The organism is Sediminibacterium sp. FW305-C-269 (genome assembly GCF_058231045.1).
Window position 1 is genome coordinate 1,182,547 of the sequence record NZ_JBIQXQ010000001.1, and the last position, 25,251, is coordinate 1,207,797.

At 47.0% G+C, this 25,251-nt stretch carries 24 protein-coding genes; 7 read left to right on the top strand and 17 right to left on the bottom strand.

The window, feature by feature from the left end; genetic code table 11:
• The first annotated feature begins 14 nt into the window (after positions 1–14).
• On the top strand, positions 15–2,240 hold the full coding sequence (locus ACH3Y6_RS05080; protein ID WP_490834500.1) for a hypothetical protein: 2,226 nt from the start codon (positions 15–17) through the stop codon (positions 2,238–2,240).
• A gap of 43 nt (positions 2,241–2,283) precedes the next feature.
• On the opposite strand, the gene ACH3Y6_RS05085 is transcribed toward ACH3Y6_RS05080, so the two are convergent.
• The 3 genes from ACH3Y6_RS05085 to ACH3Y6_RS05095 all read right to left on the bottom strand — a co-directional run bounded on the left by ACH3Y6_RS05085 (position 2,284) and on the right by ACH3Y6_RS05095 (position 5,505).
• On the bottom strand, positions 2,284–3,186 hold the full coding sequence (locus ACH3Y6_RS05085; protein WP_490834501.1) for a diacylglycerol/lipid kinase family protein: 903 nt from the start codon (positions 3,184–3,186) through the stop codon (positions 2,284–2,286).
• Between the two features lie 92 nt (positions 3,187–3,278).
• Positions 3,279–4,328, bottom strand: a complete 1,050-nt coding sequence (locus ACH3Y6_RS05090) for a 3-oxoacyl-ACP synthase III family protein (protein ID WP_490834502.1) — start codon at positions 4,326–4,328, stop codon at positions 3,279–3,281.
• A gap of 178 nt (positions 4,329–4,506) precedes the next feature.
• The gene (locus ACH3Y6_RS05095; RefSeq protein WP_490834503.1) at positions 4,507–5,505 is read right to left on the bottom strand and encodes an alpha/beta hydrolase; all 999 of its coding nucleotides are present in this window, start codon (positions 5,503–5,505) and stop codon (positions 4,507–4,509) included.
• A gap of 98 nt (positions 5,506–5,603) precedes the next feature.
• On the opposite strand from ACH3Y6_RS05095, the gene ACH3Y6_RS05100 reads away from it, so the two are divergent.
• The gene (locus ACH3Y6_RS05100) at positions 5,604–6,725 is read left to right on the top strand and encodes an acyltransferase family protein (protein ID WP_490834504.1); all 1,122 of its coding nucleotides are present in this window, start codon (positions 5,604–5,606) and stop codon (positions 6,723–6,725) included.
• Positions 6,726–6,903: 178 nt separating this feature from the next.
• Positions 6,904–8,721 carry a translational GTPase TypA gene (typA, locus tag ACH3Y6_RS05105; RefSeq protein WP_490834505.1) on the top strand — a complete coding sequence of 606 codons (1,818 nt, stop codon included), beginning with the start codon at positions 6,904–6,906 and terminating at the stop codon, positions 8,719–8,721.
• Between the two features lie 343 nt (positions 8,722–9,064).
• On the opposite strand, the gene ACH3Y6_RS05110 is transcribed toward typA, so the two are convergent.
• The 12 genes from ACH3Y6_RS05110 to ACH3Y6_RS05165 form a co-directional block, all read right to left on the bottom strand.
• On the bottom strand, positions 9,065–9,478 hold the full coding sequence (locus tag ACH3Y6_RS05110; protein WP_490834506.1) for a hypothetical protein: 414 nt from the start codon (positions 9,476–9,478) through the stop codon (positions 9,065–9,067).
• A 372-nt stretch (positions 9,479–9,850) separates the two neighbouring features.
• The gene (gene obgE, locus ACH3Y6_RS05115; RefSeq protein ID WP_490834507.1) at positions 9,851–10,855 is read right to left on the bottom strand and encodes a GTPase ObgE; all 1,005 of its coding nucleotides are present in this window, start codon (positions 10,853–10,855) and stop codon (positions 9,851–9,853) included.
• Positions 10,856–10,888: 33 nt separating this feature from the next.
• Positions 10,889–11,494: an acyltransferase gene (locus ACH3Y6_RS05120; protein WP_490834508.1), complete on the bottom strand. Its 606-nt coding sequence runs from the start codon at positions 11,492–11,494 to the stop codon at positions 10,889–10,891.
• A 65-nt stretch (positions 11,495–11,559) separates the two neighbouring features.
• Positions 11,560–11,943: a four helix bundle protein gene (locus ACH3Y6_RS05125; RefSeq protein ID WP_490834509.1), complete on the bottom strand. Its 384-nt coding sequence runs from the start codon at positions 11,941–11,943 to the stop codon at positions 11,560–11,562.
• 53 nt (positions 11,944–11,996) lie between these two features.
• The gene (paaI, locus tag ACH3Y6_RS05130; RefSeq protein ID WP_490834510.1) at positions 11,997–12,425 is read right to left on the bottom strand and encodes a hydroxyphenylacetyl-CoA thioesterase PaaI; all 429 of its coding nucleotides are present in this window, start codon (positions 12,423–12,425) and stop codon (positions 11,997–11,999) included.
• A 1-nt stretch (position 12,426) separates the two neighbouring features.
• Positions 12,427–13,203, bottom strand: a complete 777-nt coding sequence (locus ACH3Y6_RS05135; RefSeq protein ID WP_490834511.1) for an enoyl-CoA hydratase-related protein — start codon at positions 13,201–13,203, stop codon at positions 12,427–12,429.
• 107 nt (positions 13,204–13,310) lie between these two features.
• Positions 13,311–13,859 carry a 1,2-phenylacetyl-CoA epoxidase subunit PaaD gene (paaD, locus tag ACH3Y6_RS05140; protein WP_490834512.1) on the bottom strand — a complete coding sequence of 183 codons (549 nt, stop codon included), beginning with the start codon at positions 13,857–13,859 and terminating at the stop codon, positions 13,311–13,313.
• Positions 13,860–13,887: 28 nt separating this feature from the next.
• Positions 13,888–14,646: a 1,2-phenylacetyl-CoA epoxidase subunit PaaC gene (gene paaC / locus ACH3Y6_RS05145; protein ID WP_490834513.1), complete on the bottom strand. Its 759-nt coding sequence runs from the start codon at positions 14,644–14,646 to the stop codon at positions 13,888–13,890.
• Between the two features lie 23 nt (positions 14,647–14,669).
• The gene (gene paaB, locus ACH3Y6_RS05150) at positions 14,670–14,957 is read right to left on the bottom strand and encodes a 1,2-phenylacetyl-CoA epoxidase subunit PaaB (protein ID WP_490834514.1); all 288 of its coding nucleotides are present in this window, start codon (positions 14,955–14,957) and stop codon (positions 14,670–14,672) included.
• 84 nt (positions 14,958–15,041) lie between these two features.
• Entirely contained in the window at positions 15,042–15,986 is a 945-nt protein-coding gene (gene paaA / locus ACH3Y6_RS05155) for a 1,2-phenylacetyl-CoA epoxidase subunit PaaA (protein WP_490834515.1), read from the bottom strand.
• A 163-nt stretch (positions 15,987–16,149) separates the two neighbouring features.
• Positions 16,150–17,229, bottom strand: coding sequence for a 1,2-phenylacetyl-CoA epoxidase subunit PaaE (gene paaE / locus ACH3Y6_RS05160; protein ID WP_490834516.1), 1,080 nt, complete (start codon positions 17,227–17,229; stop codon positions 16,150–16,152).
• Between the two features lie 152 nt (positions 17,230–17,381).
• On the bottom strand, positions 17,382–17,975 hold the full coding sequence (locus tag ACH3Y6_RS05165; RefSeq protein WP_490834517.1) for a TetR/AcrR family transcriptional regulator: 594 nt from the start codon (positions 17,973–17,975) through the stop codon (positions 17,382–17,384).
• 317 nt (positions 17,976–18,292) lie between these two features.
• Here ACH3Y6_RS05165 and ACH3Y6_RS05170 point away from each other — a divergent pair, with 317 nt between their 5' ends.
• Positions 18,293–19,216: a PfkB family carbohydrate kinase gene (locus tag ACH3Y6_RS05170; RefSeq protein WP_490834518.1), complete on the top strand. Its 924-nt coding sequence runs from the start codon at positions 18,293–18,295 to the stop codon at positions 19,214–19,216.
• Positions 19,217–19,463: 247 nt separating this feature from the next.
• Positions 19,464–20,453, top strand: a complete 990-nt coding sequence (locus ACH3Y6_RS05175) for an aspartate-semialdehyde dehydrogenase (RefSeq protein WP_490834519.1) — start codon at positions 19,464–19,466, stop codon at positions 20,451–20,453.
• Between the two features lie 105 nt (positions 20,454–20,558).
• Here ACH3Y6_RS05175 and ACH3Y6_RS05180 read toward each other — a convergent pair whose 3' ends face one another.
• On the bottom strand, positions 20,559–21,227 hold the full coding sequence (locus ACH3Y6_RS05180) for a DUF2461 domain-containing protein (RefSeq protein WP_490834520.1): 669 nt from the start codon (positions 21,225–21,227) through the stop codon (positions 20,559–20,561).
• Between the two features lie 59 nt (positions 21,228–21,286).
• Positions 21,287–23,392 carry an NAD-dependent DNA ligase LigA gene (ligA, locus tag ACH3Y6_RS05185; RefSeq protein ID WP_490834521.1) on the bottom strand — a complete coding sequence of 702 codons (2,106 nt, stop codon included), beginning with the start codon at positions 23,390–23,392 and terminating at the stop codon, positions 21,287–21,289.
• A gap of 143 nt (positions 23,393–23,535) precedes the next feature.
• Here ligA and ACH3Y6_RS05190 point away from each other — a divergent pair, with 143 nt between their 5' ends.
• Both ACH3Y6_RS05190 and ACH3Y6_RS05195 read left to right on the top strand, forming a co-directional pair.
• The gene (locus ACH3Y6_RS05190) at positions 23,536–24,276 is read left to right on the top strand and encodes an NUDIX hydrolase (protein ID WP_490834522.1); all 741 of its coding nucleotides are present in this window, start codon (positions 23,536–23,538) and stop codon (positions 24,274–24,276) included.
• A gap of 93 nt (positions 24,277–24,369) precedes the next feature.
• Positions 24,370–25,245, top strand: a complete 876-nt coding sequence (locus ACH3Y6_RS05195) for a YicC/YloC family endoribonuclease (RefSeq protein WP_490834523.1) — start codon at positions 24,370–24,372, stop codon at positions 25,243–25,245.
• Positions 25,246–25,251: the final 6 nt, after the last annotated feature.

Genomic DNA, 25,251 nt, shown 5'->3' on the forward strand with positions numbered 1-25,251 from the left:
AAAGTCATGCTATTATGAAAAAATACCTGGCGGGTATCTTTTATTCGTTGCCGGTGCAGCTGTTCCTGCTGCATTTCCGCAGGTACCAGGTATTTCTTTTGTTCTGGTACATATTGTTTGCCACCGTGGCAGGTGAATTCATGTTCACTTTTGGTGCCAATACCCTGTTTCTGGCTCCTGAATATTTCGGAAGCATTACTACGTTGAGCATGGCCATACTGGGTGTTGCGATAGGTATATTCATCATGAGCTGGAATATTACTACGTTCATCCTGCATAGCAAGAACATCCGTTTCCTGGCCACTACCGCACAGCCCTTCCTGAAATACTGCATCAACAATTCGCTTCTTCCCACTGCCTTCCTGGTGTTTTACCTGGTGAAGACCATACACTATGCACGTTACCAGGAATTGTTCCCGGCTGTGGAAGTGTTATGGCTGGTGGCGGGTTTTACCGGTGGTATATTCCTGTCTATTCTGGTCGCCTTCCTGTATTTTTTCGGTGCAGATAAGACCATTTATTTTACGATGGGTGACGTGATCAAGTCGGCCAATACCCGTTACAAAAGGATCTCAGGCAGGAAAGTATTGCCCAGTGAGCGTTCTGAAATGCGGGTTGACTGGTTCCTGAGTGCAAGGTTTAGTCTGCGGAAGCCCCGTGATGTAAGGCATTACAGCCAGGACTTCCTGGATACAGTATTCAAAAGGCACCATGTGGCCGCAGTGATCGCGATTCTGATCGCTTTTGTTTTCCTGATACTGGTAGGATATACTTCCGACAGCCGGCTGTTTCAATTACCGGCTGCGGCCAGCATCACCATCTTTTTTGCGATACTGATTGCGCTGTCTGGTGCGGTTTCCCTGTTCCTGCATACCTGGAGTATCCCCTTGGTGGTGGTTGTGTACGTTGTGATGAACCTGCTGTACCAAAAAGAAATCATTGACCCGCGGAACAAAGCGTATGGACTGAATTACCTGAATAAAGAGGAGCGGCCGGTGTATAACCGTGATTCCGTACAGGCACTGGCCAGTGAGATCAATATAGATGCGGACCGTAAACATTTCATCGGGGTTTTGGATAGATGGAAAGCCAGACAGCATACAGATAAACCCGTGATGTACCTGATCAGCACCAGTGGTGGTGGCGCCCGGAGTGCGGCGTTCACCATGAATACCTTACAACGGCTGGATAGTTTGCTGAATGGCCGGTTGATGCGCCAGACCATGCTCATTAACGGGGCATCCGGCGGAATGCTGGGAGCAGCGTATTTCAGGGAATTGTATTATGAGAAGATCATGGGTGCTGATATTGACCTTCAGAACAAACAGTATGTGGAGAATATCACGCAGGACCTGCTGAATCCCCTGTTTTCCTCTTTTGTAACCAGGGATATGATCGGACCGGTACAGAAATTCAGTGTGAATGGCTATGAATACGCCAAAGACAGGGGATATGCTTTTGAACAGACACTGAACGAGAATACCGGCGGTATACTGTCAAAGACTCTGAAGGATTACGTACAGGCCGAGGCCAATGCGGAGATACCAACCATGTTCTTCAATTCAGTGATTACCCGCGACGGGCGGAAGATGATCATCAGTACACATCCTGCCCGTTTTCTGATGAAGCCAATGGCCGATAGCACAGACCTGACCGTTGCAGACCCGGATGCAGTTGATTTTAATTCCTTCTTTGCCAAACAGGATGCGATGAACCTCCGTGTCCTTTCTGCCCTTCGGATGAATGCCACATTCCCATATGTATTACCCAATGTATGGTTACCCACCCACCCGATCATAGATGTGATGGATGCCGGTTTGCGGGATAATTTTGGCCAGGAAGCCTGTCTGAGGTTTATCTATACATTCAAAGACTGGCTCAAAGCCAATACCAGCAAAGTGATTCTGCTGCAGCTGCGCGACAGGAGCCTGGCTGACTGGGATAAACCTTTTGAAGGCAATTCACTGGTCAGCCTGATGACGAAACCGTTTCTGATATTGCAGAACAACTGGTATAAGATGCAGGACTATTACCAGCACGACCAGCTTCATTTTCTGGCGGATGCTTATGGAGCAGGATTTCACAGTATCACATTCCAGTACGTTCCTTCCAAACAGGATGCACCTGCCAGTTTGAGTTTTCATTTAACAGCAGCGGAGAAAAAAGATATTTCGAGGGCCTTGTATAACCAGGTGAATGAAAAGGAATTCCAGCGGCTCAGGCGTTTGGTAAAACCATAGAACCGGTTATTCCTCTTTATCGATAAAAGAGGTAAATATTTCATTAGACCTGTATCAATTCAAAACAATCTTTCAGTATCTGGATGCTGAATTCCTCTGTGGTTTCCCTGGGCTCTCCATCAATGTGCAGTGGCGCGTGTTTCAGGTTGCGGATGGTAATGGAGGGTGTTTGGAAATAAAGGATATTCTTTTCCGTCATGTCTTCTACCAGCTGTTGCAGCTTATTGTTGCCGCGTATTTGTTGCAGGATGGCGAAAGGCAGTCTGGCCTTATTCATTTTCTGAACGATCACAATATCGAGCAAACCATCATTCAGACTTGCCTGCGGGGCAATGGTGACATTATTGCCAAACTGGTTACTGTTAGCAATGCTGATGAAAAACGCATCTGTAAAAAATGAGAAATTGTCCAGTACGATCTGAAACTGGTAAGGATGCGCCTTAAAATAGTTGATGATACTTTGCTGTGTGTAGGTCATCAATCCCCGGCTGGCTTTGCTGGCAAAATCATGCGCCACCTGTGCATCAAAACCGATACCGCTGAGCATACAGGAAAAATGATCATTGATCAGGAATGCATCCACTTTCCGTGGTGTGCCTGTGAATATCAGGGCGAGTGATTGTTTCGGTTTCATGGGAATACCAGCAGCCCTTGCCAATCCATTGCCGGAGCCAACCGGGATGATACCGAACCGAACCGGTAGGTCGTGCAGCGCCTGGGTTACCTGGTTCACGGTGCCATCCCCGCCTACCATCACAATATCTGTATACTGTTGGCGAAGTACCCAGTCTTTGATGTGCTCGTAATTGCCGCTGGCATTGGTTTTCTCTATAATGAAAGGGATACCCTGTGCTGTTGTTTCCCTCTCGATCAGTTTTCGGATACCTTCCTTTTTGGAGGTGCCGGATATGGGATTGATCAGGTAAATAATTTTTCTATCGGTCATCACAATACTCAATGGCTTTTAATAGTAAGCAGGGTGGCAATGGCCACCTGCTATATTGGGTAATTGCCGAAAAATAAGGTTACAAGATGAGCTTACCACTTCATCAGAGCGCTGGCCCAGGTAAAACCGCTGCCAAAAGCAGCCAGACATACCAGGTCACCCTCTTTGATCTTTCCTTTTTCCCAGGCTTCGCACAAAGCTAGGGGAACAGAAGCTGCCGTAGTGTTACCGAAATGTTGAATATTGTTGTACACCTGATCATCGCTGAGATGCAGTTTCTGTTGTACGAACTGGGCTATCCGAAGGTTAGCCTGGTGAGGTATGAGCATATTGATATCAGAAGGCTGGTATCCGTTTGCCGTAAGTGATTCCATGATCACTTCCGGGAATTTCACGATCGCTTTTTTGAAGACTGCCTGTCCGTCCATATAGGGAAAGTTCTGCGCATTATCGATCATGGCATGGCTCATGAACATATTGGCAATGGGTGCATCGTCGAAATCGGCGTAGTTGTGCGTGCCCCAGTGGTTGGCATGAGTGCCGGGATTATACATGGCCAGTATCTCTGCCGACTCACCATCACTGTGCAGGTGTGTGCTCAGGATACCCTGGTCTTCTTTTTCGGTGGGTTGCAATACTACGGCACCGGCACCATCGCCAAAGATCACAGAAATATTCCTGCCCCTGGTGCTGAAATCAAGTCCGAATGAATGTTTTTCGCTTCCCACTACCAGGATATTCTTGTACATACCGGTCTTGATGAACTGATCGGCCACACTCAAGGCATACAGAAATCCGCTGCACTGGTTACGTACATCAAGTGCCCCTATTTCTTTCATCTTCATAGCGCGCTGTAACATGACCCCGCAACCCGGAAAATAATAGTCGGGAGACAGTGTGGCAAATACGATGAAATCAATAGCCTCAGCAGTGGTTCCTGCCCGCTCGATGGCTATTTTGGCGGCTTCTACTGCCATGGTGGTGGTGGTTTCTTCTGTGCGGTGTGCGTAACGTCGTTCTTTGATGCCGGTCCTCTCCTGTATCCACTCGTCTGTGGTGTCCATATACTGCATCAGGTCCTGGTTGGTGACAACGTTGCTGGGCACGTATTTACCGATACCGGCTATTCTACTGCGGGGCATAGTAATCGTTTTTGTTTGAGCAGGATGAAGATAAGGAAAGTTGTGGCTCCTGCCGTGGATGGGAGAAGTTTGCCATGGGGTGAGGGTATGGCAGCTTTTAGACTTTCAGGCTGGAAGCCTGTGGATAGCAGTCACTCGGCAGAGCCGAGCGACTGCCTGGCAATAATGCTGCGGCAGCTTACTGCACTGGTTTCAGCTGCAGCATATTTTTCAGGAACTCTGCGGTTTCTTTCTCCACGCTCAGGATATCTTTCGATTGGATGGGTGATGCCAGTACATGACTGCCGGCATTGGGTATGGCCACCATTTCTTCTTTTTCTACCGGTGTACCCAATGCGGCCATCATTTTTTTGATGGCACTTACTTTCACTACGGGGTCCTGGTTTTGTTCGTCTTTATAATAGTATAGCGAAAGGACCGGCTGTTTCACCTTTTCAAAGGTCTTTTTCGTCATGGTGGTCTCCAGTAATTCCTCCAGTTGTACCAGGGCTTCCAGGCGGTATTCCTGGTTCCAGTATTGTTTGTATTCGGGAGTTTTCTTGGGGATCACGTTATAATAGGAACCTTTTACCTTACGTGCTATCTGCAGGCCCCAGGGATTGTTCAGCAGCCAGGCATTGGGATCGTTGATCTCAATATTGGGAGAATACAAAATCAGTGCAGCAATATCTGGATAAGCAGCTGCCAGTTGCAGCGCCAGTGTGCCTCCGGTAGAAGTGCCCATCAGGATCACTTTATTGCCCAACTGTTTGCCGATGGCATAGGCCTGCTTGGCAGATTCCCAGAGATTTTCGGCAGTCATGTTGATCAGCGCATCTGTGGTATCGATACCATGTTCTGAAAGTCTTGCCAGGTAAAGATTGCAGCCAAACTGCCGTGCAATTTTCCTGTGTACCGGATTGCCTTCTTCCTGGCTGGCGCTGAAGCCGTGCAGGTAAACAATGGCATATTCGGTTTTCTGTTTCAGTGTATCATCGAACCATACAATGCGGGCTTCATTGTCGGGCTTGATCTTGTGTGTGGCTTCCTGCTTCAATATAAAGGTCTCCAGGGCTGAATCGCCGGAAGGTACTTCAGGCAATACGGTGCTGTATACCGGAGTAGCCGGATTGGGACCAAGAAAATACACCGCAGCCAGTACCATCAGGATCGCAAGTAATATTTTTAGGAAGCGCATAAAAGATCGTTTCCTTAAAACTACAAATTTGTTGCCAGTATTTATAAGTGCTGGAATCCGCGTACAAAATCCTATATTAGAAACTCCAAACAACTGCCATGACTACCAACACACAACGATTTCCCGCGCTGGATGTATTCCGCGGGCTTACCATCTGTTTAATGATCATTGTCAATACCCCCGGCGACGGCTCGGTCACTTTTGCACCGCTGTTGCATGCACACTGGCATGGGTTTACACCTACCGATCTAGTATTCCCCTCTTTTTTATTTGCTGTGGGTAATGCCATGAGTTTTGTGATGCGTAAGTGGGAACAAATGGCTACAGCGGAAGTACTGGGAAAGATCTTCAAGCGAACCTTACTGATCTTTGTACTGGGTTACCTCATGTACTGGTTCCCCTTTGTGCGGCTGGAAGAGGGCCATTGGTCACTGTCGCCTATCTCGCATACCCGTATTCTGGGGGTGTTGCAACGCATTGCGCTTTGTTATGGTTTTGCTTCGCTGATGGTCTATTTCCTGAAAACCAGGACTGTGGTGGTACTGAGTGTCGGGTTTCTATTATTGTATTGGGGACTCTGCTTCTGGTTTGGCGATCCTGCCGACCCGCTCAGCTTGCAGGGTAATGCCGGCCTGAAACTGGATCTGTGGTTATTGGGTGAGAACCACCTGTACCATGGTGAGGGCGTGGCATTTGATCCCGAAGGGCTGTTGAGTACATTGCCGGCCATTGTTAATGTGGTGGCCGGTTACCTGGTGGGTAAACATGTGCAGCAAAGCGGGAAAACCTATGAGGGACTGACCAAGTTGCTATTGGCCGGTTTTGTGTTACTGGTGATCGCCCATTTCTGGAACTATATCTTCCCCATCAACAAAAAATTATGGACCAGTTCATTTGTGTTGCATACGGTGGGGCTGGACTGTATGATCCTCGGCGGAGTGATCTACCTGATGGATATGCAGCATAAGATCCGGGCGGCCTGGTTTTTTGAAGTGGTGGGCAAGAATCCGCTGGCCATTTACCTCTTGTCTGAGCTGCTGGTGATCCTGCTGTATACTTTCCAGGTAGGGGATGAGTCGTTGTTCAGGGCGATCTATCTGGCTGTGTTCAGTCATGCAGGCGATTACTGGGGCTCCCTCTTATTCGCCGTGGCTTATATGTTATTATGCTGGTCCGTGGGATATTGGATGGATAAGCGGAAATGGTATGTGCGGGTGTGAGGGGGAGCTGGTTACTGGATGCTGGATTCTGGATGCCGGATACTGGATGGTAGATACTGGATATGGGGTGGCGACATTCTAATGATAATCAAATAGTTATATTCTTTTTCTGTTAAGTTTAGAGGCTTACTTTGCCCTCCCGTGGTAAAGCTGTACCTTTGCAGCCTTAAAATTTTACATGGAAATAAGAAACATTGCCATTATCGCACACGTAGACCATGGCAAAACAACGCTGGTAGACAGGATCCTGCAAACTACCAAGGTATTCAGGGACAACCAGGAGACCGGAGAACTGATCATGGATAGCAACGACCTGGAGAGGGAGCGTGGTATCACCATTTTCAGCAAAAATGCGGCCGTAACTTATAACGACGTTAAGATTAATGTGATTGATACACCCGGCCACAGTGATTTTGGTGGTGAGGTAGAGCGTGTTTTGAAAATGGCCGACGGTGTGATCCTGCTGGTGGATGCTTTTGAAGGTCCGATGCCCCAGACCCGTTTTGTATTACAGAAAGCTTTACAGCTGAACCTGCATCCTATTGTGGTGATCAACAAGGTAGATAAGCCCAACTGTCGCCCGGATGAAGTGCATGATGCCGTATTTGAACTCTTCTTTAACCTGGATGCTACCGAAGAACAGCTCGACTTCCCTACCTATTATGGTAGTGGTAAGAATGGCTGGTTCAACGACAGCTTGACCCCAACTGATAATATCCTGGCACTGATGGATGGTATCATCAAACATGTACCGCCACCAAAAGTGAACGAAGGTTTCCTGCAGATGCAGATCACTTCACTGGATTACTCTTCTTTCCTGGGACGTATCGCCATCGGGAAAGTGACCCGCGGTACTATCAAGGAAAACCAGCCGATTGCGCTGGTACAGGCCGATGGTTCTATCAAGAAAAGCCGTGTAAAAGAACTGTATGTGTTTGAAGGAATGGGTAAACGCCGGGTAACGGAAGTAATTGCCGGTGACCTGTGTGCGGTGGTAGGACTGGAAGATTTCAATATCGGAGATACCATTGCGGATATCGACAACCCCGAGGGTTTGCCGGTGATCAGCGTGGATGAGCCGACTATGAGTATGACCTTCAGCATCAACAACTCACCATTCTTTGGTAAGGATGGTAAGTTTGTTACCTCACGCCACCTGCGTGACCGTTTGATGAAGGAGACCGAAAAGAACCTGGCCTTACGTGTAGAAGATACCGATAGTGCGGATAGTTTCCTGGTATTTGGCCGTGGTATCCTGCACCTGGGTATCCTGATCGAAACCATGCGTCGCGAAGGTTATGAGTTGACCGTGGGCAATCCGCAGGTACTGGTAAAGACCATCGATGGTAAAAAACATGAACCTTACGAGAATCTGGTGGTAGATGTGCCTGCTGAATTCAGCGGTAAAGTGATCGACCTGGTTACACAGCGTAAGGGTGAAATGCAGATCATGGAAAGCAAGGGCGAAATGCAGCACCTGGAATTCGAGATCCCTTCCAGGGGATTGATCGGTCTGCGTTCCCAGATGCTGACAAACACTGCGGGTGAAGCTGTGATGGCGCACCGTTTCATAGATTACAAACCATGGAAAGGGCCAATCCCCGGCAGAAACAATGGTGTGCTGATCGCCAAATTCGGCGGAACCACAACTGCCTATTCCATTGATAAGCTGCAGGACCGCGGAAGTTTCTTTGTTGATCCGGGAGAAGAAGTATATGTAGGACAGGTCATCGCCGAACACATCAAACCCGGTGACCTGAACGTGAACGCGGTGGAAATGAAAAAACTGACTAACCACCGTGCCAGCGGAAGTGACGATGCGGTTCGCATCACACCCAAACTGCAGTTCACACTGGAAGAGTGTATGGAATACATACAGCAGGACGAGTGTATCGAGGTTACTCCTAAGAACATCCGTATGCGTAAAGTGATCCTGAATGAAGAAGATAGGAAAAAGAGCAGTAAGAGCATGCAGAGTGAGGCAGTAGGTGGTTAATTAACCACTGCTTTCTTATACCATATCAGAGCCATCCTGTATAATAACAGGGTGGCTTTTTTGTTGGGGAGAATCCTGGAGTAAGTGGTTGGTGCTACAATTGTCACCATCGCAACAGGGAAGTGCATTGGTAAAACATACGGGGCATTGGTAATGCCCGTGTACGTGCACCAGTTGCACCAGGTGGCCACAGAACAAACATTGCTGGGGTTGCATCTCATGAAATTATCAGATTCGGCAGAAATGGCCCACAATAAGTTTTCAACAGCCGGTTGGGCAAAAAAAAGCCACAGTCAATGAATGCTCAATAACTGTGGCTGGATGGTTGTAGTGAATAGCTGAATTAGTTCTTGCTGACTACCACGTCTTCAATAACCTGGGTCTTGATGTTCACATCAAACTTCTGTTTGAAAGAATCTTTACCGTCTTCGATCACGAAGGTCAGTTTGCTCACTTCAGATTTTGGCAACTTGAAAGTTTTGTCAAATTGTTTGTCGCCATAAAAACCTTTGTAAATAATTTCACCGTTCTCGTCCAGGACAGACAGGTTAAAAGTGTTACCGGCAGGGTTGCTGTATTTAACGTTGAAAGATAACAGGTTGTATTTATCAACTCCGGTATACTTGATCTCTACTTTATCAGCGGCCGGACTGGCAGGTGCAACAGTAGCAGCATTGGCAGAAAGAAAAAGTGTAGCGGCTAACAGGTTGCCTAAGAAAAATCTTTTTGCGATGGTTTGGATTGACTGTTTTTTCATGGTGTACTTACATTTTTAGTTTGAAATAATTGTATGTCTGTTTGTGTGATGGGCACAATAATGCCGCATGGCTCACAAAAGAAGTTTACATGGGAAATAAGCAATCAGAAGAATACAGGGGCTACCGTAACGGTGAAGTGAATTGGCAAATTCAACTATAGATGTACATCAAAACCCGAGTGTATACCAGTTAATACCCGGATGAGGGAAAAGGTAACCCTTAGTGTATTGTTAACACAATGTTACCGATTTGATAAACTAACGTTTGTTTATAGCAGGGTGCTGCCATACATCTATGTACTTGCTCCTGCTGCATGATACTATCGATATAGATAATCTTATTGCGCAGCAATGCTGCTGCATACATTCTTGTTATACTGCCGGTTTGTTCAGTGTTTGCCAGAGAAGGTCTTTCAGTTCTGTTAATCCTTTATTGGTAACTGAAGAGATGAAGAGATGTGGAATATGGGCAGGTAATTCTTTGCTGATGGCTTCTTTCAGTTCACCATCCAGCATATCGCTTTTACTGATGGCGATAATAAAATCTTTCTGCAGCATTTCCGGATTATATACTTCGAGTTCATGCCGCAGGATCTCAAATTCTTTTTTATGATCATCGCTGTCTGCCGGGATCAGGAACAGCAGTACCGAGTTCCTTTCGATATGCCGGAGAAAACGGTGCCCCAGTCCCTTGCCTTCTGCAGCCCCTTCAATAATACCCGGAAGGTCGGCGATGCAAAAAGAGCGATTATCACGATAGGCAACCATACCCAGCTGTGGCACTAGTGTGGTGAATGCATAATTAGCTATTTTGGGTTTGGCTGCGGTGATCACAGACAACAGGGTGGATTTACCTGCGTTGGGAAACCCTACCAGTCCTACATCGGCCAGTACTTTCAGTTCTATGTTTTTCCATCCTTCCACACCGGGTTCGCCGGGTTGTGAATGTTCGGGAGCCTGGTTGGTGGGTGTGGCAAAATTACTGTTGCCGAGTCCACCACGGCCGCCTCTCATCCAGATCACTTCCTGTCCGTCTTCCAGTATCTCCGCTTCTTTTTCTCCGGTTTCTTCATTACGGGCTACGGTGCCCAAGGGTACTTCGATGATGATATCTTTTCCATCACGGCCGGTGCAATTATTCTTGCTGCCATTTTCCCCGTTCTCGGCCAGTACGTTCTTGAAATAACGCAGGTGTAAGAGGGTCCACAGGTTGCTGTTGCCACGCAGGATGATATGGCCCCCGCGACCGCCGTCGCCACCATCGGGACCACCCATGGCGGTCAGTTTGTTGCGCATGAAATGCGTGGAGCCAGCACCGCCATGCCCGCTGCGCGCAAAAATCCGGATATAATCAATGAAGTTGTTTCTTTCTGACACTTGTTAACGATTAACTGCAAATGTACGCCAATGTTATTTGTTGGGCGATTCTCTTAGTTCATTCCAGGTTCGGTAGCTATTCTGTTGTCCGGGCAGGTTTTTGGGTATTTCTCTCAGGGGTTCCACAGGTTGCCCGTAAGCCTGCATTTCTTTGGGTAATGACTGGTAAAGCCGGGTTCCCTCGGTTTTCCAGCGGATCATTTCATCGCTCACATCTTTGATCTTTTTGGCGGGATTGCCAACGATCAGGCTGCGGCTCCCGAATTTCTCATCGGCCTTCACCATGCTCAGTGCGCCAACGATACATTCATCACCCAGTTCTACATTGTCCATGATCACGCTGTTCATACCCACCAGGCAATTCCTGCCAATGATGGCACCATGTATTACAGCGCCATGACCGATATGCGCTCCTTCTTTCAGAACAACGGTAATACCGGGAAACATGTGTATGGTGCAGTTCTCCTGTACATTACAACCGTCTTCGATGATGATGGCTCCCCAGTCGCCGCGGATGGCTGCTCCGGGCCCAATGTATACATCCCTGCCAATGATCACATTGCCGGTAACGGCAGCCTGGGGATGGATGAAGGAGGATTCGTGAATAACGGGGATATATTCTTTGAATTGATAGATCATGGGTAAAGTATATAAAGTAGATAAGTATATATAGTATATAAAGTAAATGGGTATAAGAGGTGGTGTCAGGAGTTTTCTTTTTGTTTGCGGAGGTGGTTGATGTATCCGTTGAGCATGCGTTCTATTTCTTTTAATTGTGTTCTGAGTTGGGTGAGCGATTCTTCTGTGATATAACCATTATCAAATGCATCAATCAGGTGATTGAATGATTCTGACAATGAGCCCCTTGCCTGAATACAATAATGTGTCTGATCGGCAAATGTGTATCTGCCATGTCCTTCTGCCAGTAAACTATTGATGGATCGAGAGCTTCGTATCAGTTGGTCCGATAACTTATATCTTTCATCGGCAGGGAATCCTTTTACCATCTCGGCAACCTGTTGCTTAAAAAACCTTGATTTTTTCCATATCTCCAATTCCTCAAATCCAAACAGCTGCTCATTTTTCATATCCGAACTTATTTACTCTATATACTGTATTTACTCTATTTACATCATATACTCTATATGTCCATCAACTTCTTCCCCTTCCTGAAACAAGTTCCCTTGAAAATCGCCACGACCTCCTGCTTCTGGTTAGTGATGGTGATATGATATAAACCAGTGCTTTTGCCGTTATGTACCTCCGTAGCTTCTGCCATAAGTGTATCACCTATCTGAACGGCTTTGGTGAAGTTGATGGAAGTGTCGAGTGCAACGGAAAGGTTGTTCCGGTTGTTGCAGGCAAAAGCAAAAGCGCTATCAGCCAGTGCGAAACTGATTCCGCCATGTACGATGCCGAAACCATTCACCATCTCCTCGCGGATGATCATCTGGATTTTGCTGTACCCTTCTCTGATCTCCAGCACCTGTATGCCCAGCCACTGTGAGAATCTGTCGTGTTGCATCATGTGTTCAACCACCTGTTGGGCCAATATATCTTCCTGTTTCATATTATTCTCCTTTGAAATTGGGTGAACGTTTATCCAGGAAAGCCTGTACCCCTTCTGCAAAATCTGCTGTGGCAGCTGCTTTCTGCTGGTAGCGGTCTTCCAGCAACAGCTGCTCTTCCAGGTTATAGGATAAGGAATGGTTCAATGCGTGTTTGATATAGGCCAATGCCCTGGTTGGCATCTGGGCGAGCGTGGCCGCTATCTTTTTGCTTTCTTCGGCAAAGGTCTCATCACTGAATACTTTATACAACATGCCCATCTGTAAAGCATCTGGGGCCGATACTTTATCGCCCAGCATCATCAATGCGCTCGCCCGCTGAAAACCGATGAGCCTGGGCAGATGGAAAGTGCCTCCGCTGTCGGGTATCAAACCGATCTTTGAAAATGCCTGAATGAATGAAGCTGATTGCGTGGCCACCACCACATCGCAGGCCAAAGCGATATTGGCCCCTGCACCTGCGGCTACACCATTCACAGCCGCTACCAAGGGTTTAGGCATGTTTCTTAAACGGGTGATGATGGGATTGTAGTGTTCACTTAATATTTTCTGCATACCGGGACCATCCGGGTCTACTACTTCGGCAAGGTCTTGTCCTGCACAAAATCCTTTACCCGCACCGGTAATATAAACACAACGGATTTCGGGCAGCGAAGCACATTCGTCCAACCGGTTCTGCAACAGCAAAGCCATTTCCCGATTAAAGGAGTTTAGTTTGTCGGGTCGGTTAAAGGTGATTGTGGCGATGGAATTTTCTATGGTGAAGAGGATTGGGGACATAGATATATTGTTTTAACGAATATACTGATTCGGGGATTGGCGGATATTGGATTAACGAACAACCAAATAAACAGTTGCAATCGGCCTAGCCAATTCGTTAATCATAATCAATGGCACTTAAAATAATCAAATGGCTCCTTACAATCATTACACTGATACAATGCTTTACAGGCAGTACTTCCAAACTGTGATACCAACCGGGTGTGGTAGGAATTGCAGCGTGGACAAGGAATTGCCTCCTCCTGCTGAAAACTATCCGGTGTACAGACCATTTGCTTGTGTTGTGGTGGTGCTATGCCATAGGCCTTGAGCTTGTCTTTACCGGCTTCTGACATCCAGTCGGTTGTCCAGGCGGGTGACAGTACCTGTATAAGATCAATATCCTTGTAACCAGCCTGTATGAGCGCCAGCCGCATGTTTATCTTCATGGTATCCATGGCGGGACAGCCTGTGTAGGTTGGGGTATAGGACATAACAATTCTCCAGTTCTCTTCTGACTGCGTAGCCAGGGCTTTTACATTCCTTACAACACCCAGGTCTACCACTGATAACACCGGCACTTCGGGGTCTGCCACGTTTTCCAGTATGGCCCATACTTCTTTTTCTACCTGCGCAGAAGTTTTTTGACTGTTGTTATGTTGATCGGATATTTCCATAGGTATTTTCCTTTCGGCGTTGTGACTATCACCACTCAGCTCCGGGATAGGCTCTCTGTAAAAATTGCATTTCGGCCAGTATGAATCCCAGGTGTTCTGAGTGAATGCCTTTTTTGCCGCCCGACTGCATCCATATGTTGCCTGCAGGTATGGGCAGTGTGGCTTCCTCAAAAACCGTAGCCACTTTTTTCATCCAGCTGTTGCGGATGTCCTGAAGCGTTACGCCATATCCATCATTCACAGCTTGCTGCTCATAAGGGGTTGGCTCAAACAGTTCTCCGGTAAAAATCCAAAGTTCATCTATAGCGTGTAACATGCGTCCCCTGCTTTCTTCTGTGCCATCGCCCAGGCGGATCACCCATTCGCTGCTCCAGCGGAGATGGTAGGTCACTTCCTTGAAAGCTTTTTCCGCAATAGCCGCCAGTTGCTGATCAGTGCTTTGCTGCAGTTGCTGGTAAAGGAAGTACTGGTAAGCGCTGAAAAAGAACTGTCGCAAAGTGCTTTGTGCCCAATCGCCGTTGGGGAGCTCCGTTATCAGGCAATTTTTATAATCGATCGCATCGCGCAGGTAGGCCAGTGAATCTTCTGTGGCACCGTTTCCGGTAAGTTCTGCTGCGTATTGGTAAAAATTCCTGGCCTGTCCTATATAATCCAGTGCAATATTCGAGATCGCTATATCCTGCTCCAGGATCGGTCCATGCCCGCACCATTCGCTGTTGCGGTGTCCGATGATCAGTGCATTATCGGCAAGCTGAAGTGTGTAATCGATCAATGCTTGTTTGTCCATAATCGTGTTCCCCTTTTGTTGGGTTACATATGTTTCAGTTCGTCAGGTAAATGGTAGAAAGTCGGATGACGGTAGGCCTTGTCGTTGGCAGGATCATATAAAGCACCAGCTTCAGTAGGATTACTGGCATGGATATGTTTGCTTTCCACTACCCAGATGCTTACGCCTTCCATCCTGCGGGTATACACATCCCTGGCATTTTCAATGGCCATCTGCGCATCGGCTGCATGTAAACTGCCTACATGTTTATGATCAAGCCCCTGTTTACTGCGGATAAACACTTCCCAGAGAGGCCATTCGGTATTTGACATGGTTGTATTCGTTTATGGTGTTACTCGTTCATTCATTGGCAGGGTTCGCTCATTGTGTATTACCTGCCATCTCATCAACAAACACTAAGCAGCTGTTACCGCCTGTCTCTGTTTTCTTTTTTCTGCATAGGCCGTAGCGGCTTCCCTTACCCAGGCACCTTCTTCCCATGCTTTTTTTCGGGTTTCCAGCCTTTGTTTGTTGCAGGGGCCGTTGCCCTGTACCACCTGCCAGAACTCATCCCAGTTGATCTTGCCAAAATCGTAATGCCCGGTTGATTCGTTCCATTTCAGGTCTTTGTCGGGAATGACCAGGCCAAGCACTTTGATCTGTTCGGCACATACATCAATGAATTTCTGGCGAAGTTCGTCGTTGGTAAAACGTTTGATCTTCCATTTCATGCTTTGCAGGGTATTCGGGCTTTCATCGTCTGTGGGACCAAACATCATGATACTGGACCACCACCAACGGTCAATAGCGTCCTGTGCCATTCTTTTCTGTGCTTCGGTTCCTTTGCTGAGTGTAAGCAGTATTTCAAATCCTTGTCGCTGGTGGAAACTTTCTTCTTTACAGATGCGCACCATCGCCCTGGCATAGGGGCCAAAACTGGTTCTACAGAGAGGCACCTGGTTCATGATGGCGGCCCCATCTACCAGCCAGCCAATGGCACCAATATCGGCCCAGGATAAAGTGGGGTAATTAAAGATGGAAGAATATTTGGCTTTGCCACTATGCAACTGGTCATACATCTCATCGCGTGAGATGCCGAGTGTTTCTGCTGCGGAATACAGGTAAAGACCATGGCCGGCTTCGTCCTGTACCTTGGCCAGCAAAATAGCTTTGCGCCGGAGGTTGGGGGCACGGGTGATCCAGTTACCTTCCGGTAACATACCTACGATCTCGCTGTGCGCATGCTGACTGATCTGCCGGATCAATGTTTGCCGGTATTTCTCCGGCATCCAGTCCCTGGGTTCGATCTTGATCTCCTGGTCGATCTTGTCCTGGAATATCTTCTCGAAGTCTTTTTCCATCGGGTATTGATTAGTATTCAAAAATAGGAAAGATATATAATGCTAACACATGTTAGCTTCAGTTATATGTAAAATTTTGCAGCACGTTAGCTTGTTGAACGTAAGATTTGAAAACCGGTGTCAGCCCTTAACATAACCGGACAGTTTACGCTGGTATTCAGGCTTACTTACTATCAAAATCCACCACTACTTTTTCGGTCCGTGGGTGCGATTGGCAGGTGAGTATGAAACCCTGTTCTATTTCATCCGCTTCTAAGCCATAGTTAACGTCCATGTCTACTTCACCTTCTATCAGTTTGGCGCGGCAGGTACAACAAACTCCGCCTTTACAGGCATAAGGCAGGTCGGCCCCATGTTGCAGTGCTGCATCCAGGATGGACTTCTCTTCAAAGCCCAGGTCAAAATCAAAGGATATTCCGTCGAGTTTAATGGTGACCTTACTTTTGATATCCTTCGGATGACTGTTTTGTATTTTTTGTTCTGCACTTTTTTTTGCACCTGGTGTGGTGAAAAGTTCGAGATGGATTTTTTGCTTATCTACCCCAAGGCTTTCCAGTTGTTCTTTTACAGAGAAGATCATCTCTTCCGGACCACATAAGAAAAACGCATCTGTATTTTGAGCATCTATGGTTTTTTCGCAAAGCGTGGCACATTTTTCCCCGTCAATTCTACCGAAGTTGATGGGAGCGTCCGTTTTTTCCCTGGAGAGGATATAGATCACTCGGAAGCGGTCCATGTACAGGTTCTTCAGGGCTTCCAGCTCTTCCTTAAAGATGATGGCATGTCGGTTCCGGTTGCCGTATACCAGGGTAAAACTGCTTTTGGGTTCTGTTCGTAAAGTGGTTTTGATGATGGATAACACAGGTGTGATACCACTGCCGGCCGCAAAACCCACATATTCCTTTGCCTGTGCCGGATCCAGTTCTGTAAAAAACTTACCCAGGGGTGGCAGTACATCAAGTGTATCTCCTTTTTTCAGCGTGTGGTTGGCATAGGTGGAAAACAGTCCACCGCTTACCTGTTTTACCGCTACACGGAGTTCCTGATCCAGCGGGCTGCTGCAAACCGAATAGGACCGCCGGATTTCCAGTCCGTTAATATGGGTGCGGAGGGTAATGTATTGACCCTGTTTGTATTGAAAGGTTTCTGCCAGCGCTGCAGGAATACTGAACGCAATGGACACACAATCGCTGGTCTCTCTTCTTACTTCAGCTACTGTTAGCGGATGAAAATGTAATGACATGGTGAGTGGTAAGTGGTGAGTCGTCAGTTGTGGATGGTCAGTTGTGGATGGTCAGTTGTGAATGGTGAATGGGGCAACGGTTATATCATTGCTCACGATCAATGATGCTTCACGCCCTACTCCCTACTCACCACTGACGATTCACGATTCTCTTAGTGATTCACCAATCCCCCTACCAGGATGGTGATCATGTTCTCTTCCAATTCTTCTGCACTGATCTTCCGGGTGGAGCGGTGCCAGCTTTCAATACCACTGATGGCATGCAGCATGATGAGTACCGCGGTAGGTGCGTCAATTTTTTTGATTTCCTTGTTGCGGATACCCAATTCAATGATGGCGGCAAAACGTTTGCGGTAAATGCGGCGCTGGTTCTGGAAATTAGATAGGTAGGGATCGGCCAGGTGTTTCCACTCACGGTCGCTCACATACACTTCCTCATAATGGTTGATCATTTCGTGGATGTGAAAACGGAGTAGTTTCTCCACTTTCTGAATAGAACTGATCGGTTCGGCTTCGATCTCGTCGATCTTTTGGGTGAAACGGTTGGCTACACTGAAACAGAGTTCGTGCAGCAGCTCTGTTTTGGATTTGATGTGGTTATACAGGCTGGCAGCTTCTACGCCCACGGCTTCTGCCAGGTCGCGCATGCTGGCAGCTTTGAATCCTTTTTCGCGGAACAAAGCCGCGGCTTTGGTTACGATCACATCTTTGCGCGAGATGTTTTTGTCGGTTTTTATTCTGGCCATAAAGCGAAGATAAAACAACTAACGAATGTTAGCAACCTTTTTAGAGATAAAATCTTATTATGTTAGTTTTTAGGGTATGTGGATAAAGGATTTCGAATTGTAGAGAGAATATAAGGTTCTGGAAGCAGCACCCATCATGCATGAATCCATGATCTGATGATTCGCCAATCCACGGATCAGGGGACGGAACCCTGAAGTGCTTGCGACGCAACAGGCGATGCCTGTGGTGATGCAGCTGGTAGTAAAATAAATCGCTGTATTACGGGCTTTTAGGTGGTTATGAACTAATTTCGCAAACCGATAACAAAACTTATTTTATGTCTTTAGTTGTAGTAGGCTCCATGGCTTTTGATGCTATTGAAACGCCCTTTGGTAAAAGTGATAAAATTGTGGGCGGGGCCGGTACCTATATTGCCTGGTGTGCTTCCAATTTTACCCCGGTAAAACAGATTTCCGTTGTGGGGGGCGATTTTCCACAGGCGGAACTGGATGCATTGACCAATCGTAAAGTAAACCTGGAAGGAGTTCAGATCAAAAAAGACGAAAAGACTTTTTTCTGGAGTGGACGTTACCACATGGACATGAACACCCGCGATACACTGGATACCCAACTGAACGTACTGGCCAATTTTGAGCCTGTAGTTCCGGAAAGTTACCAGGATTGTGAATTCCTGATGCTGGGTAACCTGGTACCTGCCGTACAGGCCAGTGTGATCAAGCAACTCAAGAAACGTCCCAAGCTGATCGTAATGGATACCATGAATTTCTGGATGGAGATTGCTATGGACGATCTGCGCAAGACCATTTCGATGGTGGATGTACTGATGGTGAACGACAGTGAAGCCCGCCAGTTGAGCGGTGATTATTCACTGGTGCGAGCCGCCGCTACCATTATGAAAATGGGACCTAAATACCTGATCATCAAAAAAGGGGAACATGGTGCCCTGCTGTTCCACGATAACCAGGTGTTTTTTGCGCCTGCTTTACCCCTGGAAGACGTGTTTGACCCCACAGGCGCCGGCGATACATTTGCCGGAGGTTTTATGGGTCACCTGGCCAAAACCGGCGATATCTCTTTTGAGAATATGAAGACGGCGATCATCGTGGGAAGTGCTATGGCATCTTACTGCGTTGAGCGTTTTGGTACGGAGCGTTTACGCGAAATTACCAAGGCGGATATTGATAATCGACTGGCGGAATTTGTACAGCTGGTGAACTTTGATATTGACCTGGTAGGATAGCTCAATCTGCTGAAACACTAACCGGTGTTAGTGTTTGCTGGAAAATAGTTTTGGTAAAACTGAAGCTTCATAATATTTTCGCACTGCAATGATGCATTTGAAACATACAAAACGTATTAAGAAACCTCTCTAACGGGAAGTGCTTTACGTTTGTGTATACGCATATACTTGAAGCCTTCCCGAACCGGGGAGGCTTTTTTATTTACCGGATAACCATAACAAGTAACCATAAACAAAAACAAACAAAATGAAAGTAGCCGTAGTAGGTGCCACAGGACTGGTGGGCACTAAAATGTTGCAGGTATTAGCAGAACGTAATTTTCCCGTAACGGAACTGGTTCCCGTAGCTTCAGAAAGATCTGTGGGCAAGGAAGTGGAATTCAAGGGGAAAAAATACAAAGTGGTGAGCATGAGCGATGGCATTGCCGCCAAACCTGCTGTGGCTATCTTTTCCGCCGGGGGCGGCACTTCACTGGAATGGGCCCCGAAATTTGCTGAAGCCGGTATCCGGGTCATTGATAACTCATCAGCCTGGCGCATGGACCCCACCAAAAAATTAGTGGTGCCGGAAGTGAATGCTGATGTGCTTACCAAAGAGGACATGATCATCGCTAACCCTAACTGTTCTACCATACAGATGGTGGTTGCCTTACAGCCGCTGCACAAGAAATACCAGATCAAACGTGTCGTGGTAAGCACCTACCAGAGTGTGACCGGTACCGGTAAAAAAGCGGTGGATCAGCTGTTCAACGAAAGAAAAGGAGTGGAAGGTGATATGGCGTACAAATACCAGATTGACCTGAATGTGATCCCACAGATCGATGTGTTCCTGGATAACGGCTACACCAAGGAAGAAATGAAAATGGTGAAAGAAACCAACAAAATCATGGGCGATGATTCAATCCGTGTTACCGCTACTACAGTGCGTATTCCCGTAGTGGGCGGACACAGCGAAAGCGTGAACGTGGAGTTTGCCAATGATTTTGACCTGGCCGAAGTAAAAGACCTGCTAAGCAAAGCGCCCGGAGTGATCGTTCAGGATGACCCTGCTCAGGCATTGTATCCCATGCCATTATGGGCGCACGAAAAAGACGAAGTATTCGTTGGCCGTTTGCGCCGCGATGAAACACAGGCCAATACACTGAATATGTGGATCGTCAGCGATAACCTGCGCAAAGGTGCCGCCACCAACGCAGTGCAGATTGCTGAGTACCTGATGGGTAAAGGGCAGCTGTAAAAATTTGTGAGTGAGTAGTACCAGGTGCCGGCGTTGCAGAACGTCGGCACCTTTCGTAAGTAGTAAGTAGTAAGTAGTAAGTATGATGTACTACCTACTCACCACTCACTCATACAATGCCTGGTTCAGGAATTGGATCATAGGTTGCAAGGCTTCGAATGCAGCCGTGATCTTTTTGACCAGCCCCTTTTCCGTAAGGTCACCGTCGGCAAGCGGGGTTTTGGCTACCCAGCTTTTCAGTTTGATATAATCGATAGCGGGATTGTCTTTTTCGTATCCTTTCGGTTCACGTACGAGGCTCATGCCCTCACTTTTGTCGAGGTCTCCGTAACAGGATCTGAATTTTTTATGCTGGATGATGGCCTTGAATGCATCCCAGTTATAATCGATCTCCTGCCGGATCTTTTTTATCTGATCCGGCTCTGGCATATAACAACCACCGCCCATGAAACAGGCGCCTGGCTCAATATGGAAATAATAACCTGCCAGGGAAGATTTCTTACCACCCGCAACAATATAAGCGCCCATATTGCTCTTGTACGGGGCTTTATTTTTACTGAAACGAACGTCGCGGTTGATACGGAAAGTGCAGTCTTTGGCCGTAAGATGTGCTATCGTTTCATCTTTTTTAGCAAATTCAGCGATCACTGCATTTACCAGTGCCGCCATATCTGCTTTAGCAGCTTCGTATACTTTCCGGTTCTTCTCAAACCATTCGCGGTTGTTGTTTTTCTTCAGGTCTTTCAGGAACTTAATGGTAGACGCTTGTAACATAATAATTCATGTATTTAGATCGCACATTCGTGTAGCTGATGTTTCACACCAAGGCACGTTTAGTTGGATATTAATTGTAAGAATTCATCTTCCGACAATATCTTGATGGTATTGATCTTTTTGGCTTTTTCCAGTTTGCTTCCGGCATCTTCACCCACAACCAGGTAATTGAGTTTGGCACTTACACCACTCGCTATCACAGCTCCCTGCGCTTCAGCCAGCGTTTCTGCTTCGCTGCGTTTTAGTTTGGATAGGGTTCCGGTGAACAGGAAAGTCTGACCGGTCAGCGCACCTGCAACCACTGCTGCTTTTTTCTCATTGTTCATCTGCAGACCCAGTTTCTCCAACTGGTGCAGCATATCAATATTCTGTTCGTTCTGAAAGAACTGGGAAATACTTCTGGCCACTTTTACGCCTACATCTTCGAGGAGCAGCAGGTCTTCTTCTGTTTTATCAGTGAAATCAAAGAGATTCTCGACGGAATTAGCCAGCGTTTTGGCCGTGGTCTCCCCCACAAAACGGATGCCCAATGCATAGATCAGCCGGTGCAGTGGCTGTTTTTTAGATGCTTCGATAGCGGTTTTCAGGTTGTCGAGACTTTTTTTGCCGAAACCTTCCAGTCTGCCAATCTGCTCATAATCCAGTCGATAAATGCCGGGGATATCCTGTAACAGTCGCAGCTCATAAAACTTGCGCACATTGGCTTCGCCGAAATTTTTAATGTCCATGGCGTCTTTGCTCACAAAATGGATCATCTTCTCCACCACCTGGGCTTCACATTCAATATTGATACAACGCCATACGGCTTCGGTCTCTTCTTTATAGAGCTCGCTTTTGCAGACAGGGCATTTTTTGGGAAAGAGGATGCTTTCCTCGCTGCCATCTCTTAATTCAGGTAAGGATTTTACGATTTGTGGTATCACATCGCCTGCCCGTTCGATCAGAACGGCATCACCGATCTTGAGGTCCTTTTCCCTGATGTATTCTTCGTTATGCACTGAAATACTCGAAACAGTGACCCCACCGAGATACACAGGATCGAGTTTGGCAACCGGTGTTACGGCGCCGGTTCTTCCTACCTGGAATTCTATGGCCCTCAGTCGGGTAGTGGCCTGCCGGGCTTTGAACTTGAAGGCAATGGCCCAGCGGGGATGGTGGGAGGTCATGCCCAGTTTTTCCTGTAATACGGTATCATCCACTTTCACCACCATGCCATCGATTTCATAGGGAAGATTGTCGCGACCGGCTTCAAAATCCAGGCAATAATCGATCACGGGTTGGATACCTTTTACTACGCGTTTCTCTTTTTCGGGCGATCGGAATCCAAGGTCCCACAATAGTTTCAGGGATCCTGAATGACTTGCCAGCGGGTCGTCGTTACCTGCGGCGGTCCAGTTGCTATCTCTTACAAAAAAGCTGATATGGTATAAAAAAGCATCCAGGTTTCGCTCTGCCACTTCCCTGGGATCTTTCATTCGCAAGCTTCCTGACGCTGCATTGCGCGGGTTGGCCAGCGGGGCCAGGTTCTGTGCGGCGAGTAACTCATTGTATTTAGCAAAGGATTGTTTGCTCATGATGATCTCGCCGCGGATTTCTGCCTGGCGGATGCCGTATTTTGAAAAAGCAGCCGATAAAGGGATGGAGCGGATCTGTTTGATATTGGTAGTAATATCTTCTCCTTCCACCCCGTCGCCACGGGTAGCGGCACGCACCAGCTGGTCGTTCTCATAGATCAGCGATATGCTGGCACCATCAAACTTGGGTTCGATGCAATATTCGATCCTGTCCAGTTCGCTCAGCTCGCGGGCTTTCCGGTCAAAATCAGTCAGATCTTCTGCATTATAGCTGTTATCAAGGCTCAGCATGGGCACCAGGTGCTGTACAGTAACAAAATTCTGGTTCAGGCTGCTGCCCACACGCTGGGTGGGAGAGTCGGAAGTAACAGACCCGGGATGGGCTTTCTCCGTTCTTTGCAGTAACTGGTACAGACGGTCATATTCGTAATCAGATAACAGCGGTTCGTTCAATACATAGTACCGGTATTCATGAAATCGTAATACATCCCTTAACCCGTCTATTGCCGCCAATGGAACGGTTTCTGCCGTTTGCGACAGGAAATCCAATGATAGTTTCTGTAGTAGCTGTATCTGTTCTTTGTTGTACATAGACCTTGATTACCGGATAAAGGTAAGTCGCTGTGACATGAAAGAGAAACCGCTGTTAAAAATGCGGCTCTCATTATGAAACTTTGTATCTTGTCGGCATTGAAAAACAGGGATCAGGCCCTGTTGTTTTTTAATGAACAGCCATGATGAAAAAGAATACCGTACCTGCCACACAGGAACAACAACAGATGCGGGAAGCCACTGCCCTGGTGCAATCTTATCCTAAAGTACCGGTAACGGTCGATTGTGTGATCTTTGGTTTTGAAGAGAATAAACTGAAAGTATTATTGATCAAGAGCGACCTGGAACTGTTTAATGGACGTCTTTCTTTGCTGGGCGATATTGTCCAGAGCAACGAGGAACTGGATGATGCTGCATACCGGGTACTGAAAGAAAGGACCGGAATGAATGATGTGTTTCTTGACCAGGTTCGTACATTCGGCAGTCCCAAACGCCACCCCGGCGGCCGGGTCATCACCGTGGCCTATTGCTCTTTGCTGAATATCAATCACCATGAATTAAAAATCCTGGATAATGACCTGCACTGGCATTCTGTAGCAAGTCTGAAAGAAATGGCATTCGATCATAAAGAAATCGTGGATGCCTGTTATGCGTGGTTGCAGAAAAGAATACAGGAACATCCGTTAGGCTTTAACCTGCTGCCGGATAAATTTTCTCTGCGCGAACTGCAGAACCTGTATGAAGCCATACTGGGTATTTCGCTCGACAGGCGGAATTTCCGTAAAAAATTTGCTTCTATGGACCTGCTCATCGATATTGATGAAATGGAGCAGGATGTACCGCACAGGCCCGGCAAACTATATAAATTTAATTTTGAGAAATACGAAAAGAATAAACGGAAATGGGTAGGTATCGATTTCTGATAACAGGTTAGCCCGGCTTACCCCCTTTATCCCTTACATCTTTTTAGCTGGTATCCCCTTGTTGGGTTACTTTTACCAAATAAACATCCCGGTATGTTACATTCAATGACAGGTTATGGAAGGGCAGAGCAAACATTGGCCGATAAGACCTATCTGGTGGAAGTTCGCTCACTCAATGGCAAACAGTTCGATCTCCGTTTGAACATACCCACATTGCTGAAACCTTTTGAATTTGAAGTAAGGAACCTCCTGAACGAAGGGTTACAGCGGGGCAGTGTAGAATGTAATATCAGTATTAAACAAAATGGCGCCAGTAAACCCGTATCTATCAATACCGACCTGGCCAAAGCCTATTTTGAGCCTGTGGCGCAGCTGGCCAACGAATTGAAGCTGGAGACGGGTGATATCCTCAGCACTATCCTGAAACTGCCGGATGTGATCACCCCCTCAACGGAAATGCTGACAGATGAGGAGTGGAAGTTTTTTGAAAAGATCCTGAAAGAAGCCATTCAACACCTGAATAACCACAGGATGGATGAGGGCAGATCAATAGAAAACGATTTGTTACTGCGTATCAGTAATATTGAAACCCAACAGAAAGAGATCGAAAAACTGGAACCGTTGCGCAGGACCAAGATCAAAGAGGGACTGGTAAAAGTGCTGGAAGAGAATGTAGGTAAAGAGAGCTACGATGCCAACCGGCTGGAGCAGGAGCTGATCTATTATATTGAGAAGATTGATATCAGTGAAGAGCAGGTCCGTTTAAAGAATCACTGCGATTATTTCAGGGCGATACTGGCTGAGAAAGAAACCAGCAAAGGAAAAAAACTATCATTCATCCTGCAGGAATTTGGACGGGAGATCAATACCACCGGCTCCAAAGCCTATGATGCCACTATCCAGAAATGCGTGATCCTGATGAAGGATGAACTGGAGAAGGCAAAAGAGCAGATACTGAATGTGCTGTAACAACCG

Coding starts and splice junctions, on each gene's coding strand:
- ACH3Y6_RS05080 (WP_490834500.1), top strand. CDS start 15: ATGAAAAAATACCTGGCGGGTATCTTTTATTCGTTGCCGGTGCAGCTG.
- ACH3Y6_RS05085 (WP_490834501.1), bottom strand. CDS start 3,186: ATGACCGATAGAAAAATTATTTACCTGATCAATCCCATATCCGGCACC.
- ACH3Y6_RS05090 (WP_490834502.1), bottom strand. CDS start 4,328: ATGCCCCGCAGTAGAATAGCCGGTATCGGTAAATACGTGCCCAGCAAC.
- ACH3Y6_RS05095 (WP_490834503.1), bottom strand. CDS start 5,505: ATGCGCTTCCTAAAAATATTACTTGCGATCCTGATGGTACTGGCTGCG.
- ACH3Y6_RS05100 (WP_490834504.1), top strand. CDS start 5,604: ATGACTACCAACACACAACGATTTCCCGCGCTGGATGTATTCCGCGGG.
- typA (WP_490834505.1), top strand. CDS start 6,904: ATGGAAATAAGAAACATTGCCATTATCGCACACGTAGACCATGGCAAA.
- ACH3Y6_RS05110 (WP_490834506.1), bottom strand. CDS start 9,478: ATGAAAAAACAGTCAATCCAAACCATCGCAAAAAGATTTTTCTTAGGC.
- ACH3Y6_RS05120 (WP_490834508.1), bottom strand. CDS start 11,494: ATGATCTATCAATTCAAAGAATATATCCCCGTTATTCACGAATCCTCC.
- ACH3Y6_RS05125 (WP_490834509.1), bottom strand. CDS start 11,943: ATGAAAAATGAGCAGCTGTTTGGATTTGAGGAATTGGAGATATGGAAA.
- paaI (WP_490834510.1), bottom strand. CDS start 12,425: ATGAAACAGGAAGATATATTGGCCCAACAGGTGGTTGAACACATGATG.
- ACH3Y6_RS05135 (WP_490834511.1), bottom strand. CDS start 13,203: ATGTCCCCAATCCTCTTCACCATAGAAAATTCCATCGCCACAATCACC.
- paaD (WP_490834512.1), bottom strand. CDS start 13,859: ATGGAAATATCCGATCAACATAACAACAGTCAAAAAACTTCTGCGCAG.
- paaC (WP_490834513.1), bottom strand. CDS start 14,646: ATGGACAAACAAGCATTGATCGATTACACACTTCAGCTTGCCGATAAT.
- paaB (WP_490834514.1), bottom strand. CDS start 14,957: ATGTCAAATACCGAATGGCCTCTCTGGGAAGTGTTTATCCGCAGTAAA.
- paaA (WP_490834515.1), bottom strand. CDS start 15,986: ATGGAAAAAGACTTCGAGAAGATATTCCAGGACAAGATCGACCAGGAG.
- paaE (WP_490834516.1), bottom strand. CDS start 17,229: ATGTCATTACATTTTCATCCGCTAACAGTAGCTGAAGTAAGAAGAGAG.
- ACH3Y6_RS05165 (WP_490834517.1), bottom strand. CDS start 17,975: ATGGCCAGAATAAAAACCGACAAAAACATCTCGCGCAAAGATGTGATC.
- ACH3Y6_RS05170 (WP_490834518.1), top strand. CDS start 18,293: ATGTCTTTAGTTGTAGTAGGCTCCATGGCTTTTGATGCTATTGAAACG.
- ACH3Y6_RS05175 (WP_490834519.1), top strand. CDS start 19,464: ATGAAAGTAGCCGTAGTAGGTGCCACAGGACTGGTGGGCACTAAAATG.
- ACH3Y6_RS05180 (WP_490834520.1), bottom strand. CDS start 21,227: ATGTTACAAGCGTCTACCATTAAGTTCCTGAAAGACCTGAAGAAAAAC.
- ligA (WP_490834521.1), bottom strand. CDS start 23,392: ATGTACAACAAAGAACAGATACAGCTACTACAGAAACTATCATTGGAT.
- ACH3Y6_RS05190 (WP_490834522.1), top strand. CDS start 23,536: ATGATGAAAAAGAATACCGTACCTGCCACACAGGAACAACAACAGATG.
- ACH3Y6_RS05195 (WP_490834523.1), top strand. CDS start 24,370: ATGTTACATTCAATGACAGGTTATGGAAGGGCAGAGCAAACATTGGCC.